The sequence below is a fragment of the Pseudomonas sp. H2_A10 genome, assembly GCF_054680085.1.
Genome location: NZ_CP162821.1, coordinates 304,219 through 318,615, shown reverse-complemented (window position 1 = coordinate 318,615; position 14,397 = coordinate 304,219). Strand labels below are relative to the sequence as shown.

Sequence of the window (14,397 nt, the reverse complement as noted above, 5' to 3'; positions counted from 1 at the left end):
CATGGAAAACAACCAGCCGATAATCATCAAGCGCGTCAAGCGCTTCGCTGCGGGGCACCATGGTGGCGCCTGGAAAATCGCCTTCGCCGACTTTGCGACGGCGATGATGGCGTTCTTCCTGGTGCTGTGGCTGATGTCGACGGCCACGCCCGAACAGAAAATCGCCATTGCCGGCTACTTCAAAGACCCGATTGGCTTTTCGGAAAGCGGCACGCCTTTCGTGATCGATCTGGGCGGCTCGCCGCAATTGGCGCCTGAGCGCACCATCAACCCCGAAGTCAAAACCGAGGCGCCCCAGGAAAAAATCCCGATCGAGCGCGATACCGTCGAGGCCATGGCCGAGCAGGTCGAGCAAGAGCGCCTTGAGTTGCTGTTGCAAGAGTTGCAGAACAAGGTCGAAGAAAACCCGCAGTTGCTGAAATTCAAGGATCAGATTTCGTTCGAAATCACTCCGGAAGGCTTGCGCATCCAGATCACCGACGCCGCCAACCGGCCGATGTTCGACTCCGGCAGCGCACGCTTGAAGCCGTATTTCGAAGACATCCTGCTGGCCATGGCCGACACCATCAAAACGGTGCCGAACAAGATCAGCATCAGCGGTCACACCGACGCCAAGCCGTATGCGGGCCAGGGTGACTTCGGCAATTGGGAGCTATCGGCCAACCGCGCCAACGCCGCACGTCGCGCGTTGGTAGCCGGCAGCTACCCGGACCCGCAGGTCGCGCGCGTGGTGGGTTTTGCATCCTCGCAGCTGTTTGATCACAAGGATCCGTTCAACCCGGCCAACCGGCGCATCGATATCGTCGTGCTGACCAAAAAGGCCCAGCGTGCGATTGAGGGTGATCAGCCCCCACCGCCACAACCGACCCCTGGTGCTGGCGCGCCCGGCGAAGTACCGGCCGACCCGAACGCCATCCCGCCAGGGCAAGAACCCTTGCCGGCGCATGAGCTGCGTCAGAAATTGAATCTGTTTGATGATGGTGGGGTGAAAGACCCTACGGTGCCTGGGACGGGATCCTAGGCTTCACATACAACAAGGCCGCGATAATCGCGGCCTTGTTGTTTCGGCGGTTTAGTAACTGCTCTCCGGCAAGCTCGCAATAATCGACCGATAACTGTTCATTCGCTGCTGCTGCACGCGGCCGTCTTCCAGGGCCTTGAGCAACGCACAACCCGGCTCGCGGTCGTGTTTGCAGTCGCGGAAGCGACAGGTGCCAATCAGGTCGTTGAACTCGATGAAGCCCGCTTCCACATCGCTGCGGCTCACGTGGCCGAGGCCGAATTCACGAATGCCCGGGGAGTCGATCAGTTCGCCGCCGCCGGGGAAGTGGAACAACCGCGCGGTGGTGGTGGTGTGCGTACCTTGGCCGGACAGTTCCGACAGCGGGCCTACACGGGTGTCGACCTCGGGCAGCAAGCTGTTGACCAGCGACGACTTACCCACGCCGGACTGGCCGACAAACACGCTGATGCGTCCGTCCAACTGCTGTTGCAGTTGTTCCATGCCATTGCCGTGATGGGCCGACACTTCCAGCACCGGGTAGCCCAAGGTGCGGTAGACCGCCAGCAGCGCATTCAGCGCAGGGGCGTTCTGTTCGTCGATCAGGTCGAACTTGTTCAGCAACAGCAACGGGCGGATGCCGGCATGTTCGGCGGCTACCAGGTAGCGGTCGATCAGGTTGGCATGAGGCTCGGGCAAGGGGGCGAATACGATCACGATCATGTCGACGTTGGCCGCCACCGGCTTGAGCTGGCCGCGGCTGTCGGGCCGGCGCAGTTCGGTGGTGCGTGGCAACTGGGCGACGATCACGCCGATGCCCTGGTTGCCGGCGCGCCATACCACTTTGTCGCCGGTCACCAGCGCCGGCAGGTTGGCGCGCAGGTGGCAACGGGAGACTGAGCCCGCGAGTTCGCCTTCCAGCGCCTCGACTTCGACCTGCACACCGAAGTGCGCGATTACCAGGCCCGTTTGCTCGGGGCCCAGGTCGCCGCCTTCAAGCGCTTCTACGGCGGAGGATTCACGTTTGGCGGCGCGCGCGGCGCGTTCACCTTGAATCTTTTCGATGCGCCAGTTTTGGCGGCGGTTGAGCTGGCGTTTGGCCATTGGTGTTCCGTGTCGATAATGCAAAGGTTTGGGTAAAACGGTCGCGAGTCTAGCACGGCCCCGCCTGCTAAACTGCGCAGCTACGCCAAGGTGCCAAGAGAATCAAGCCATGCAAAACCCACAGAACCTGATTTGGATCGATCTGGAAATGACCGGTCTGAACCCCGACACCGACGTCATCATCGAGATGGCCACCATTGTCACCGACAGCAACCTCAACACCTTGGCCGAAGGTCCGGTGATCGCCATCCACCACAGCGACGCCGTGCTGGCCACCATGGACGAGTGGAACACCCGCACCCACGGCAACTCCGGCCTGACTCAGCGTGTGCGCGACAGCCGCGTCAGCATGGCCGAAGCCGAAGCCCAGACCATCGCCTTCCTGGAAAAATGGGTGCCCAAGGGCAAATCGCCGATCTGTGGCAACAGCATCTGCCAGGACCGTCGCTTCCTTTATACGCACATGAAAGGGCTCGAAAGCTACTTCCACTACCGCAACCTGGATGTCTCGACGCTCAAAGAGCTGGCCGCACGCTGGGCGCCGGAGGTCAAAGACAGCTTCCATAAAGGCAGTACTCACCTGGCGCTGGATGATATTCGCGAGTCGATCGCCGAGCTGCAGCATTACCGCAAGCATTTCATCAAGGCCTGAAGCTGTAGCGACTGAGCTGACGCCATCGTAGGCAAGCCCACACATTTTGATTTGTGAACACATTTCAAATGTGGGGGCTTGCTCCCGATGGCCGGCGACGCGGTTTATCGCCAAGCGCCCCCTTTTGGTGCCCTCGGCAAATGATTAGACTGCCGGCCTCTCTGCCAGGATCACCATCATGCTGCTGATGCTCTACCTCATTGCCATCACCGCCGAAGCCATGACCGGCGCCCTCTCTGCGGGGCGCCGTGGCATGGACTGGTTCGGCGTGGTGCTGATCGCCTGTGTGACGGCGTTGGGGGGCGGTTCGGTGCGCGACGTGTTACTGGGGCACTACCCGCTGACGTGGGTCAAGCACCCCGAATACCTGGTGCTGACCTCGGTTGCGGCGCTGGTGACGATCTTTGCCGCGCCGCTGATGCGCCACCTGCGCTCGCTGTTTCTCGCGCTGGACGCCGTCGGCCTGGTGGCCTTCACCCTGATCGGCTGCATGACTGCCCTGGAAATGGGCCACGGCATGCTGGTGGCGTCGGTCAGCGGCGTGATTACCGGGGTATTCGGCGGCATCCTGAGGGATATCTTCTGTAACGACATCCCGTTGATCTTCCGTCGTGAGCTGTATGCCAGCGTGTCGTTCCTTGCCGCCTGGTTCTATTTGCTGTGTCTTTATCTGGAGTTGCCCAGCGAGCAAGCGATTCTGCTGACGTTGTTCAGCGGCTTTCTATTGCGACTGCTGGCGATCCGCTTTCATTGGGAAATGCCCAAGTTCGTCTACAACGATGATGTGCACTAACGCGTAGCGTGTCTGTTCAGCGCCCATTCCACGTGTTCGCGCACCAACTCCGATGGATAGTCCCTGCGCGCCTTCAAGGCTTCCAGCACCGGAATACTCGAAGGCGCATTGCCCAGGTCCACCGCCAGGTTACGCAGCCAACGCTCGTAACCGGCGCGGCGCAGGGGGGAGCCTTCGGTGCTGCTGAGAAATTTATCCTCATCCCACATAAACAACTCGGCCAGTTCAGCGTTATCCAGGTTATGCCGTGGTTTGAAATCGCTTTCGGTGGTGGGGCGAGCGAAACGATTCCACGGACAAACGATCTGACAGTCATCGCAGCCGAATACCCGATTGCCGATCAGCGGGCGCAGGTCTTCAGGGATCGCGCTCTTGAGTTCGATGGTCAGGTATGAAATGCAGCGCCGGGCGTCCAGCACGTAGGGGCCGATAAAGGCATCGGTCGGGCAGATGTCCAGGCAAGCGGTGCAGCGGCCGCAGTGTTCGGTGCTGTGGGGAGCATCCACCGGCAGCGGCAAGTCGACAAACAGCTCGCTCAAAAAGAAGTAACTGCCGGCCTTGCGATTGAGCACCAGGGTGTTTTTACCGATCCAGCCCAGCCCGGCTTTCTCGGCAATGGCTTTTTCCAGGACGGGCGCGCTATCGACAAAGGCGCGAAAGCCAAACGGGCCGATCTGCGCCTGAATGCGGTCGGCCAGTTGCTGCACGCGCTTGCGGATCAGCTTGTGGTAGTCACGGCCCAGGGCATAGCGCGAGATGTAGGCTTTTTCCGGCTGAGCGAGCAACTGCGCCATTTGGGAGTCGCCTGGCAGATAATCCATGCGCAGCGACACCACGCGCAGGGTGCCCGGTACCAACTCTTCGGGGTGGGAACGTTTGCTGCCATGGGCGCCCATGTAGTCCATTTCGCCGTGGTAGCCCGCGTCGAGCCAGCGTTGCAGGTGCTGTTCATGCTCGGCCAGGTCCAGCCCGCTGATGCCGACTTGTTGAAAGCCCAGCTCGCGACCCCAGTCTTTGATCGATTGGGCGAGGGCGGGCAGATCGGAGGTAATAGCAGGCATGAGACACGGGAAACCACAAGTTAGATGCGTATAATTCTGCCAGACATCGGAGCTTGAAGACGCATGCCTCAGACAAAACACCCAATAACCGACGTTCAGCTCTTGTTGCACGGGCATTTGCCGCAACTGGCTGCGCGTTCTCCGGACGCCCATAAAGGCCGGTTCGGCCACCTGTTGGTGATCGGCGGCGACCGTGGCCTCGGCGGCGCAGCGTTGCTGAGTGCCGAAAGCGCTTTGCGCAGTGGCGCGGGCATGGTGTCGCTGGCCACCCGCGTTGAGCACGTGCCCGCCGCGCTGGCGCGCTTGCCGGAACTCATGGCCGTGGGCGTAAGTTCTGCCAATCAACTGATGGGCCTGCTGGAAAAAATCTCGGTCATCGTCATCGGCCCCGGCTTGGGCGCAGCCTCGTGGGGTAGCAGCCTGTTGTCGGTCGCCGCCAATGCGCGCCAGCCGCAAGTGTGGGACGCGGACGCCTTGAATCAGTTGGCCACGGGTAGCGTCAACCTTCCGGCCAATTGCGTGATCACACCGCATCCGGGGGAAGCTGCGCGCCTGCTGGGCATTTCGACAGCAGAGGTTCAGGCCGACCGGCTTAAGGTGGCGCGCGCGTTGAGCCAGACATTTAATGCCGTCGCTGTCCTCAAGGGTGCTGGCAGTTTGATTGCCAGCCCGGATGGGCGGGTTTCCCGCTGTGATCAGGGCCACCCGGCAATGGCCACGGCGGGCCTGGGCGATGTGTTGGCCGGCCTGGTGGGGGCATTGCTGGCCCAGGGCATGGCGGCTTATGAAGCAAGTTGCCTGGCTGTGTGGTTGCACGCCACGGCGGGGCAGCGCCAAGGCACCTTGGGTCGCGGCTTGGCAGCCAGCGATCTCATACCTGCCATTCGTCAATTGCTGGAGGAGCAGTCGCCGTGCCTGAAGTAATTCTTTTCCTGGCCGATGAAGACGCCATGGTCGCGTTGGGTCATCGTATTGCCCAGCTCACACGTGGGGCGGGGTTGATCTTCCTCGAAGGCGACCTGGGGGCGGGCAAGACCACGTTATCCCGTGGGATTATTCGCGGGCTGGGCCATGCGGGCGCGGTAAAAAGCCCGACGTTTACCTTGGTCGAACCCTATGAGATCGGCGACCTGCGCGCCTTTCACTTCGACCTCTATCGCTTGGTGGACCCCGAAGAGCTGGAGTTCATGGGCATCCGTGATTACTTCGATGAAGACCCGCTGTGTTTGATTGAATGGCCAGATAAAGGCACAGGCTTTTTGCCAAAGCCGGACCTGACCATTACCATTACGCCGCATGAGCACGGACGTCAGCTGAAGTTGTTGCCCCAGAGCCCGCGCGGTGAATCGTGGTGTGCCGCTCTGGCATTGGAATTCAAATAATTGGTGGGGTTAGGTATGCGCTTTCGCGCGTTGGTTGCTGTCGTAGGGGTGTTGCTTGCGGCAATGACTGTCAATGCTCTGGCTGCTTCACAGGTAAAGAGTGTGCGCCTGTGGCGAGCGCCGGATAACACGCGACTGGTGTTCGACCTGTCTGGCCCGGTCCAGCACAGTGTCTTTACCCTCACGGCGCCTGATCGCCTGGTGATCGACATCAACGGTGCAACCCTGGCCGCGCCGCTGAAGGTGTCCACCGCCAATACCCCCATCACCGCCATGCGCTCGGCCCAACGCACGCCGACCGACTTGCGCGTGGTCATCGACCTGAAAAAAGTCGTGACGCCGAAAAGCTTCTCCCTGGCCCCGAATGCCCAGTATGGCAACCGATTGGTGGTCGACCTGTTCGATAACGCCGCCGATGCCGCACCCCCGCCTGCGCCAACCCCGAGCGTGGCGACTGTGCCTGCGGTGCCGGTGAACCCGTCGCAACCCCAGGTCAAGCTGCCGCCACCACCACCGGCGCCGGCCGGCAAGCGCGACATCATCGTGGTGATCGATGCCGGCCACGGCGGTGAAGACCCCGGCGCCTCCGGCTCACGTGGGCAGCATGAAAAAGACGTGGTATTGGCCATTGCCCGCGAACTGCAACGCCAGGTCAACGGCATGAAAGGTTACCGCGCCGAGCTGACCCGTACCGGCGACTACTTCATTCCATTGCGCGGGCGTACCGAAATCGCCCGCAAGAAAGGCGCTGACCTCTTCGTGTCGATCCACGCCGATGCGGCGCCGTCGACCGCTGCGTTCGGCGCTTCGGTGTTTGCCTTGTCTGATCGCGGCGCCACGTCCGAGACCGCTCGTTGGCTGGCCGACAGCGAAAACCGTTCCGACCTGATCGGCGGGGCCGGCAACGTGTCCCTCGATGACAAAGACAAGATGCTCGCCGGCGTACTGCTCGACCTGTCGATGACCGCCTCGCTGACTTCCAGCCTGAACGTGGTCCAGAAGGTCCTGAGCAACATCGGCCGTGTGACCTCCCTGCACAAACAGCGTGTGGAGCAGGCCGGGTTCATGGTGCTGAAGTCGCCGGATATTCCCTCGATCCTGGTGGAAACGGGGTTTATCTCCAACGCCAACGAAGCCTCGAAGCTCGCCAGTGCCAGTCACCAGCAAGCGTTGGCGCGCTCCATCAGCGCGGGTGTGCGCCAGTTCTTCCAGCAGAACCCGCCGCCGGGCACTTACATCGCCTGGCTGCGCGACTCCGGCAAAATTGCCCAGGGCCCGCGTGACCATCGCGTTCAGCCCGGCGACACCCTGGCGATGTTGGCGGTGCGTTTCCAGGTGTCGGCGGCGACGTTGCGCAATGCCAATAACCTGAAGACGGATGAGCTGAAAGTCGGCCAGGTATTGACCATCCCCGGCACTGAATTGGCGGCACAGTAATGAGCGAATCAACCTTGAACAGCGGGTCGCGTATTGAATTACTCAGCCCGCGCCTGGCTAACCAGATCGCGGCGGGCGAAGTCGTCGAGCGCCCGGCATCGGTGATCAAGGAGCTACTGGAAAACAGCATCGATTCCGGCGCCAAGCGCATCGATGTCGACGTGGAGCAGGGCGGCGTCAAGTTACTGCGCGTGCGCGACGACGGCAGCGGCATCTCCTCCGATGACCTGCCGCTGGCCCTGGCCCGCCACGCCACCAGCAAGATCCGCGACCTGGAAGACCTTGAACGGGTGATGAGCCTGGGTTTTCGCGGTGAGGCCCTGGCCTCGATCAGCTCTGTGGCCCGCCTGACGCTTACGTCCCGCACGCGCAGCGCCGAGCAGGCCTGGCAAGTGGAGACCGAGGGCCGCGACATGGCGCCTCGGGTCCAGCCGGCGGCGCATCCGGTGGGTACCTCGGTGGAGGTGCGCGACCTGTTCTTCAACACCCCCGCGCGGCGCAAATTCCTCAAGGCCGAAAAGACCGAATTCGATCACCTGCAAGAAGTCATCAAGCGCCTGGCCCTGGCGCGCTTCGACGTGGCATTTCACCTGCGCCATAACGGCAAGACCATCCTCAGCCTGCACGAAGCCCATGACGAGGCGGCACGTGCGCGTCGAGTGTCGGCGATCTGTGGCGCGGGTTTCCTGGAGCAGGCGCTGCCGATTGAGATCGAGCGCAATGGCCTGCGCCTGTGGGGCTGGGTCGGGTTGCCGACGTTCTCCCGTAGCCAGGCGGATTTGCAGTACTTCTTTGTGAATGGCCGCGCGGTACGCGACAAACTGGTCGCCCACGCGGTGCGCCAGGCGTATCGCGATGTGTTGTTCAACGGGCGGCACCCGACGTTCGTACTGTTTTTCGAGGTCGACCCTGCGGTAGTCGACGTCAATGTGCACCCGACCAAGCACGAAGTGCGCTTCCGTGATGGGCGCATGGTGCATGACTTCCTGTACGGCACCTTGCACCGAGCCTTGGGCGATGTGCGCCCGGACGATCAACTGTCGGCGCCGATTGTGACGGCGGTGGTGCGCCCGAGCGGTCCCGAGGCCGGTGAGTTCGGCCCTCAGGGCGAAATGAGCCTGGCGGGCAACCTGCTGCAAACGCCGCAGTCGCAGCCGACCTATACCGCGCCGGGTTCCGGTGCCGGAGCGGGTTATCAATATCAATACACGCCGCGTCCGCAGTCAGCGGTACCGGTGGCTGAGGCCCAGGCGGCCTATCGCGAATTCTTTGCGCCACTGCCGGGGGGCGAGCCGGGTGCGGCGGCGTCCTTGCCGGAAGGCGGCGGGGATATTCCGCCGCTGGGGTATGCGCTGGCGCAGCTTAAAGGCATCTATATCCTCGCTGAAAACGCCCACGGGCTGGTGCTGGTCGACATGCATGCCGCCCACGAGCGAATCATGTACGAACGCCTGAAGATTGCCATGGCCAGCGAAGGCCTCAGCGGCCAACCACTGCTGGTGCCGGAGTCCCTGGCCGTGAGCCAGCGTGAAGCCGATTGCGCAGAAGAACACCACAGCGTATTCCAGAAGCTGGGCTTCGAACTGCAACGCCTGGGGCCGGAAACCCTCGCGATCCGCCAGATTCCTGCGCTGCTCAAGCAAGCCGAAGCCAACCGGCTGGTGGCCGACGTGCTGGCGGACCTGATGGAGTACGGCACGAGTGACCGTATCCAGGCGCATATCAACGAATTGCTCGGCACCATGGCCTGTCACGGTGCCATCCGCGCCAATCGCCGCCTGGCCCTGCCGGAAATGAATGGTTTGCTGCGTGATATGGAAAACACCGAGCGCAGCGGTCAATGCAACCATGGCCGACCGACCTGGACCCAGATGGGCCTGGACGATCTGGACAAATTGTTTTTGCGCGGGCGTTGATGAGCGCCTTGCCCCCCGCAATCTTCCTGATGGGCCCCACGGCCGCCGGCAAGACCGACCTGGCCATCGAGCTGACGAAGGTGTTGCCATGCGAACTGATCAGTGTCGACTCTGCCCTGGTTTACCGGGGCATGGATATCGGCACCGCCAAGCCCTCCAAGGAGCTGCTTGCCGAGCATCCGCACCGTCTGATCGACATCATCGACCCGGCCGAGAGCTATAGCGCCGCGGATTTTCGTACTGACGCGCTGGCCGCCATGGCTGAAATCACGGCGCGGGGCAACATCCCGCTGCTGGTGGGCGGCACGATGCTCTATTACAAGGCTTTACAGGAAGGCTTGGCTGACATGCCGGCCGCCGATGCCCGAGTGCGCGCAGAACTCGAAGAAGAGGCCGCACGCCTTGGCTGGCAAGCCCTGCACGACCAGTTGGCGGCGGTGGATCCGGTATCCGCCGCGCGGATTCACCCGAATGATCCCCAGCGGCTCAGCCGTGCCTTGGAAGTCTGGCGTGTCAGCGGCCAGACCATGACTGAACTGCGGCTGAAACAAACTGCGCAAAGTGCTGATGCAGGCGCATCTGGACAGTCACAATTGCCCTATACTGTGGCGAATCTGGCTATCGCTCCGGCAAATCGCCAGGTGCTGCATGATCGAATTGCACAAAGATTCACAATTATGTTGGAACAGGGGTTTATCGACGAGGTCGTAGCACTGCGTTCACGAGGTGACCTGCACCCAGGGCTGCCTTCGATACGTGCTGTAGGCTACCGCCAAGTCTGGGACCATCTGGATGGCAAGCTGACGTCAGCCGAAATGCAGGAGCGCGGCATCATTGCCACGCGCCAATTGGCGAAGCGCCAGTTCACCTGGCTGCGCAGCTGGAGCGATTTGCACTGGTTGGACAGTCTGGACAGCGACAATCTGTCACGCACCTTGAAATACTTGGGAACGGTCTCCATATTGAGCTGAGTCCTTGCAATTGCCGTCTATCCTTGGGGGTGTGACGGCCATGAGCTACCTATTTTCCGATTTTTTATTATTGATCCTTAAAGGAGTGCGGCACATGTCAAAAGGGCATTCGCTACAAGACCCTTACTTGAATACTTTACGTAAAGAGAAAGTGGGGGTTTCCATCTACCTGGTCAACGGTATCAAACTGCAAGGCACGATCGAGTCGTTCGACCAATTCGTGATCCTGCTGAAAAACACCGTCAGCCAAATGGTCTACAAACACGCTATCTCGACAGTCGTTCCAGTTCGTCCAATCCGTCTGCCTAGCGCAGCAGGTGATGAACAGGGTGACGCTGAGCCAGGTAACGCCTGATAGGAGTCTCCTTTGTTCTTTGAGCGCCACGGTGGTGGTGAGCGAGTGATCCTCGTTCACTTGGATGGACAGGACCCTGAGGCGCGCGAAGATCCGCAGGAGTTTCAGGAGTTGGCAAATTCTGCCGGCGCCGAGACCGTTGCGTTTTTTAACGTGCCGCGTCATCGGCCAACCGCCAAATACCTGATTGGCAGCGGCAAGGTCGAGGAGCTGCGCGACCTTGTACACGCCGAAGAAGCCGATCTGGTGATCTTCAACCATACCCTCACGCCCAGTCAGGAACGTAACCTCGAACGTGTTTTCGAGTGTCGCGTGATCGACCGTACCGGCCTGATTCTCGATATTTTCGCCCAGCGCGCCCGTACCCATGAAGGCAAGCTCCAGGTCGAACTGGCCCAGCTTGACCACATGAGCACGCGGCTGGTTCGCGGTTGGACTCACCTTGAGCGTCAGGGTGGCGGTATCGGCATGCGCGGCCCTGGTGAAACCCAACTGGAAACCGACCGGCGCCTGCTGCGGGTTCGCCTGCGCCAGATCAAGGGGCGTCTGGAAAAAGTACGTAGCCAGCGCGAGCAATCGCGACGTGGCCGTTCACGTGCGGATATCCCGACCGTCTCCCTGGTGGGCTATACCAACGCCGGCAAGTCCACGCTGTTCAACAACGTGACCAAATCCGACGTGTACGCGGCCGACCAACTGTTCGCCACCCTCGACCCGACCTTGCGCCGTCTGGATATCGACGACCTGGGGCCGATTGTCCTGGCCGACACCGTGGGTTTCATTCGCCACCTGCCACACAAACTGGTCGAGGCATTTCGGTCTACGCTCGAAGAGTCGAGCAACTCCGACCTGCTGCTGCACGTGATCGATGCGGCTGAGCCGGATCGCATGTTGCAGATCGAGCAGGTAATGGTGGTGTTGGGCGAGATCGGGGCCCAGGACTTGCCGATCCTCGAGGTCTATAACAAACTCGATTTGCTTGAGGGCGTTGAGCCGCAAATTCAGCGCGACGAGAACGGCAAGCCCCAACGGGTATGGCTGTCGGCGCGCGATGGCAGTGGTTTGGAGCTGCTTGAACAAGCCATTGCCGAATTGCTCGGCAGCGATTTGTTTGTCGGCACCTTGCGCTTGCCTCAGCGTTTTGCTCGACTGCGTGCACAGTTTTTCGAGCTGGGCGCGGTACAGAAAGAAGAACACGACGAAGAAGGTGTCAGCTTGCTGGCCGTTCGATTGCCGCGCTCGGAGCTCAATCGGCTGGTCAGCCGTGAAGGCGTTGTACCGACAGAGTTCATCGAACAACACACTTTGCAATAAAAGCCTCCGAAAGCGGTTGTGCCGCAGTAGCAGGCATTCTGTAGCATTGGTCGGCGCGCCGTGGGTGCGTCTTTGCTTTATCAGATGGAGAGCGCTATGGCTTGGAATGAGCCGGGTGGCAACTCGAATAATCAGGATCCTTGGGGTGGTAAACGCCGCAATAATGGCGACCGCAAGGGGCCACCAGATCTCGACGAGGCCTTCCGAAAGCTGCAGGAAAGCCTGAATGGGTTGTTCGGTGGTGGAAAAAAACGGGGTGGTGACGACGGCGGTCGCACAAGCAAGGGCGGTGGCTATGGCCTGCTGGGCCTGGGTCTTGTCGTACTGGCGGCCGTCTGGCTGTACAGCGCTGTCTACGTCGTGGACGAGCAGGAGCAGGCTGTGGTGCTGCGCTTCGGCAAGTACTACGAGACGGTCGGGCCAGGCCTGAACATCTACTTCCCGCCGATCGACAAGAAGTACATGGAGAACGTCACGCGTGAGCGTGCCTACACCAAGCAGGGCCAGATGCTGACTGAAGACGAAAACATCGTCGAAGTGCCGCTGACCGTGCAGTACAAGATCAGCAACCTGCAGGACTTCGTGCTGAACGTTGATCAGCCGGAAATCAGCCTGCAACACGCCACCGAAAGCGCCCTGCGCCATGTGGTGGGTTCCACCGCCATGGACCAGGTGCTGACCGAAGGTCGTGAATTGATGGCCAGCGAAATCAAGGAGCGCCTGCAACGGTTCCTCGACACCTACCGCACCGGTATCACTGTGACCCAGGTGAACGTACAGAGCGCAGCGGCACCGCGTGAAGTGCAGGAAGCCTTCGATGACGTGATCCGCGCGCGTGAAGACGAGCAGCGTTCGCGTAACCAGGCCGAAACCTACGCCAATGGCGTGGTGCCGGAGGCCCGTGGCCAGGCCCAGCGCATCATCGAAGATGCCAACGGTTACCGCGACGAAGTGGTCTCGCGCGCCAAGGGTGAGGCGGATCGCTTTACCAAGTTGGTCGTCGAGTACCGCAAGGCACCTGAAGTCACTCGCCAGCGTCTGTACCTGGACACCATGCAGGAAGTCTTCAGCAACACCAGCAAGGTTCTCGTGACCGGCAGCAAGGGTGGGCAGAACAACCTGCTGTACCTGCCGCTGGACAAGATGATCGAAGGTGGTCGTAGTGGCACCAGCGCGCCGTCCACCGGTTCGAATGCCGCTGCCAACGAAGCGAGCGCCCGTGCGGCCGCTGACTTGCTGCAACAGCAAACACGTACCAGGGAGAGTCGTTGATGAGCAATAAATCGCTGACCGCCCTGATTGTGGGCGTCGTCGTGGTCATCGCTGCCTGGAACTGCTTCTACATCGTGGCTCAGACCGAGCGTGCGGTGCTGCTGCAATTCGGTCGCGTGGTCCAGGCGGATGTCCAGCCGGGCCTGCATGTGAAAGTCCCCTACGTCAACCAGGTGCGCAAGTTCGACGCCCGCCTGATGACCCTGGATGCACCGACACAACGCTTCCTGACCCTGGAAAAGAAAGCCGTGATGGTTGACGCCTACGCCAAGTGGCGCGTCAAGGATGCCGAACGCTTCTACACCGCGACCTCCGGCCTCAAGCAGATCGCCGACGAGCGTTTGTCGCGCCGTCTGGAGTCGGGCCTGCGTGACCAGTTTGGTAAGCGCACCCTGCACGAGGTGGTATCCGGTGAGCGTGACGCGCTGATGGCTGATATCACGCGTTCGCTGAACACGATGGCTGAAAAAGAGCTGGGTATCGAAGTGGTCGATGTCCGGGTCAAGGCGATCGACCTGCCCAAAGAAGTGAACCGCAGTGTGTTCGAGCGCATGAGCACCGAGCGTGAGCGTGAAGCCCGTGAGCACCGCGCCAAGGGTAACGAACTGGCTGAAGGTATCCGTGCGGATGCCGACCGTCAGCGTCGTGTCCTTCTGGCAGAGGCCTATCGCGAGTCTGAAGAGGCCCGTGGTGATGGCGACGCTCAAGCCGCGGCAATCTATGCCAAGGCCTACGGTCAGGACCAGGAGTTCTATGCGTTCTATCGTAGCCTGCGTGCCTACCGTGAAAGCTTTGCGAACAAAACCGACGTCATGGTGCTGGACCCAAGTAGCGACTTCTTCCGCTACCTGGAAAAATCCAAGTAATCAGCTCGTCACTGTGTAGGACACACTCCGTCGGGCGGCTAAAACGCCTGGCGGGGTGATCCTTTCAGAAAACGGGTGTATGATGCGGCAGCCGGGAAATTCCCGGCTTTTTTGCGTCTGCATGTTTGATTCGGCAGGCGTGACAGGTTTTTCGAGGAAAGTGCCCGACGAGGCCGCTGGCAGGCCGTTCGTCACGTCGCTCTTGCGCGTGGTTTATGCGAGGGCCGGGTATTTTCTGCTTCACTCAAGGCTCGACCGAGGGCTGGCCGCCCGG

At 61.0% G+C, this 14,397-nt stretch carries 14 protein-coding genes; 12 read left to right on the top strand and 2 right to left on the bottom strand.

Going from position 1 to position 14,397, the window contains the following annotated elements; genetic code table 11:
• The first annotated feature begins 1 nt into the window (after window position 1).
• Window positions 2-1,021 (top strand): flagellar motor protein MotB, encoded by a 1,020-nt coding sequence (motB, locus tag AB4O23_RS01515; RefSeq protein ID WP_017526428.1) that lies wholly within the window; start codon window positions 2-4, stop codon window positions 1,019-1,021.
• A 51-nt stretch (window positions 1,022-1,072) separates the two neighbouring features.
• Here motB and rsgA read toward each other — a convergent pair whose 3' ends face one another.
• On the bottom strand, window positions 1,073-2,104 hold the full coding sequence (gene rsgA / locus AB4O23_RS01510) for a small ribosomal subunit biogenesis GTPase RsgA (RefSeq protein ID WP_003171340.1): 1,032 nt from the start codon (window positions 2,102-2,104) through the stop codon (window positions 1,073-1,075).
• A gap of 109 nt (window positions 2,105-2,213) precedes the next feature.
• On the opposite strand from rsgA, the gene orn reads away from it, so the two are divergent.
• On the top strand, window positions 2,214-2,756 hold the full coding sequence (gene orn / locus AB4O23_RS01505; RefSeq protein WP_017526427.1) for an oligoribonuclease: 543 nt from the start codon (window positions 2,214-2,216) through the stop codon (window positions 2,754-2,756).
• A 175-nt stretch (window positions 2,757-2,931) separates the two neighbouring features.
• Window positions 2,932-3,549, top strand: coding sequence for a trimeric intracellular cation channel family protein (locus tag AB4O23_RS01500; RefSeq protein WP_175404229.1), 618 nt, complete (start codon window positions 2,932-2,934; stop codon window positions 3,547-3,549).
• Here the strand turns inward: AB4O23_RS01500 and queG are convergent.
• On the bottom strand, window positions 3,546-4,610 hold the full coding sequence (queG, locus tag AB4O23_RS01495; RefSeq protein WP_460150372.1) for a tRNA epoxyqueuosine(34) reductase QueG: 1,065 nt from the start codon (window positions 4,608-4,610) through the stop codon (window positions 3,546-3,548). The genes AB4O23_RS01500 and queG overlap by 4 nt on opposite strands.
• Window positions 4,611-4,673: 63 nt before the next feature.
• On the opposite strand from queG, the gene AB4O23_RS01490 reads away from it, so the two are divergent.
• The 9 genes from AB4O23_RS01490 to hflC all read left to right on the top strand — a co-directional run bounded on the left by AB4O23_RS01490 (window position 4,674) and on the right by hflC (window position 14,123).
• Complete coding sequence (locus AB4O23_RS01490; RefSeq protein ID WP_460061865.1) at window positions 4,674-5,534, top strand: NAD(P)H-hydrate dehydratase; 861 nt, start codon at window positions 4,674-4,676, stop codon at window positions 5,532-5,534.
• Entirely contained in the window at window positions 5,522-5,992 is a 471-nt protein-coding gene (tsaE, locus tag AB4O23_RS01485) for a tRNA (adenosine(37)-N6)-threonylcarbamoyltransferase complex ATPase subunit type 1 TsaE (RefSeq protein ID WP_135196328.1), read from the top strand. Before AB4O23_RS01490 ends, tsaE begins: the two co-directional genes overlap by 13 nt.
• A 15-nt stretch (window positions 5,993-6,007) precedes the next feature.
• A complete protein-coding gene (locus AB4O23_RS01480) occupies window positions 6,008-7,429 on the top strand; it encodes an N-acetylmuramoyl-L-alanine amidase (RefSeq protein ID WP_460150370.1) in 1,422 nt (473 codons plus the stop codon).
• Complete coding sequence (gene mutL, locus AB4O23_RS01475; RefSeq protein WP_411736588.1) at window positions 7,429-9,345, top strand: DNA mismatch repair endonuclease MutL; 1,917 nt, start codon at window positions 7,429-7,431, stop codon at window positions 9,343-9,345. Before AB4O23_RS01480 ends, mutL begins: the two co-directional genes overlap by 1 nt.
• A complete protein-coding gene (miaA, locus tag AB4O23_RS01470) occupies window positions 9,345-10,316 on the top strand; it encodes a tRNA (adenosine(37)-N6)-dimethylallyltransferase MiaA (protein WP_017526420.1) in 972 nt (323 codons plus the stop codon). Before mutL ends, miaA begins: the two co-directional genes overlap by 1 nt.
• Before the next feature lie 94 nt (window positions 10,317-10,410).
• A complete protein-coding gene (hfq, locus tag AB4O23_RS01465) occupies window positions 10,411-10,671 on the top strand; it encodes an RNA chaperone Hfq (RefSeq protein WP_003188059.1) in 261 nt (86 codons plus the stop codon).
• Between the two features lie 12 nt (window positions 10,672-10,683).
• On the top strand, window positions 10,684-11,985 hold the full coding sequence (gene hflX, locus AB4O23_RS01460; RefSeq protein WP_017526419.1) for a ribosome rescue GTPase HflX: 1,302 nt from the start codon (window positions 10,684-10,686) through the stop codon (window positions 11,983-11,985).
• A gap of 96 nt (window positions 11,986-12,081) precedes the next feature.
• Entirely contained in the window at window positions 12,082-13,257 is a 1,176-nt protein-coding gene (hflK, locus tag AB4O23_RS01455) for an FtsH protease activity modulator HflK (RefSeq protein WP_017526418.1), read from the top strand.
• Window positions 13,257-14,123 (top strand): protease modulator HflC, encoded by an 867-nt coding sequence (gene hflC / locus AB4O23_RS01450; protein WP_010213607.1) that lies wholly within the window; start codon window positions 13,257-13,259, stop codon window positions 14,121-14,123. The genes hflK and hflC overlap by 1 nt, the downstream gene beginning before the upstream one ends.
• Window positions 14,124-14,397: the final 274 nt, after the last annotated feature.

Bases quoted from the DNA above. Each gene is read 5' to 3' on its own strand.
- queG (WP_460150372.1), bottom strand. From the start codon at position 4,610: ATGCCTGCTATTACCTCCGATCTGCCCGCCCTCGCCCAATCGATCAAA.
- miaA (WP_017526420.1), top strand. From the start codon at position 9,345: ATGAGCGCCTTGCCCCCCGCAATCTTCCTGATGGGCCCCACGGCCGCC.
- hflK (WP_017526418.1), top strand. From the start codon at position 12,082: ATGGCTTGGAATGAGCCGGGTGGCAACTCGAATAATCAGGATCCTTGG.
- orn (WP_017526427.1), top strand. From the start codon at position 2,214: ATGCAAAACCCACAGAACCTGATTTGGATCGATCTGGAAATGACCGGT.
- mutL (WP_411736588.1), top strand. From the start codon at position 7,429: ATGAGCGAATCAACCTTGAACAGCGGGTCGCGTATTGAATTACTCAGC.
- hflC (WP_010213607.1), top strand. From the start codon at position 13,257: ATGAGCAATAAATCGCTGACCGCCCTGATTGTGGGCGTCGTCGTGGTC.
- motB (WP_017526428.1), top strand. From the start codon at position 2: ATGGAAAACAACCAGCCGATAATCATCAAGCGCGTCAAGCGCTTCGCT.
- hfq (WP_003188059.1), top strand. From the start codon at position 10,411: ATGTCAAAAGGGCATTCGCTACAAGACCCTTACTTGAATACTTTACGT.
- AB4O23_RS01490 (WP_460061865.1), top strand. From the start codon at position 4,674: ATGCCTCAGACAAAACACCCAATAACCGACGTTCAGCTCTTGTTGCAC.
- AB4O23_RS01480 (WP_460150370.1), top strand. From the start codon at position 6,008: ATGCGCTTTCGCGCGTTGGTTGCTGTCGTAGGGGTGTTGCTTGCGGCA.
- rsgA (WP_003171340.1), bottom strand. From the start codon at position 2,104: ATGGCCAAACGCCAGCTCAACCGCCGCCAAAACTGGCGCATCGAAAAG.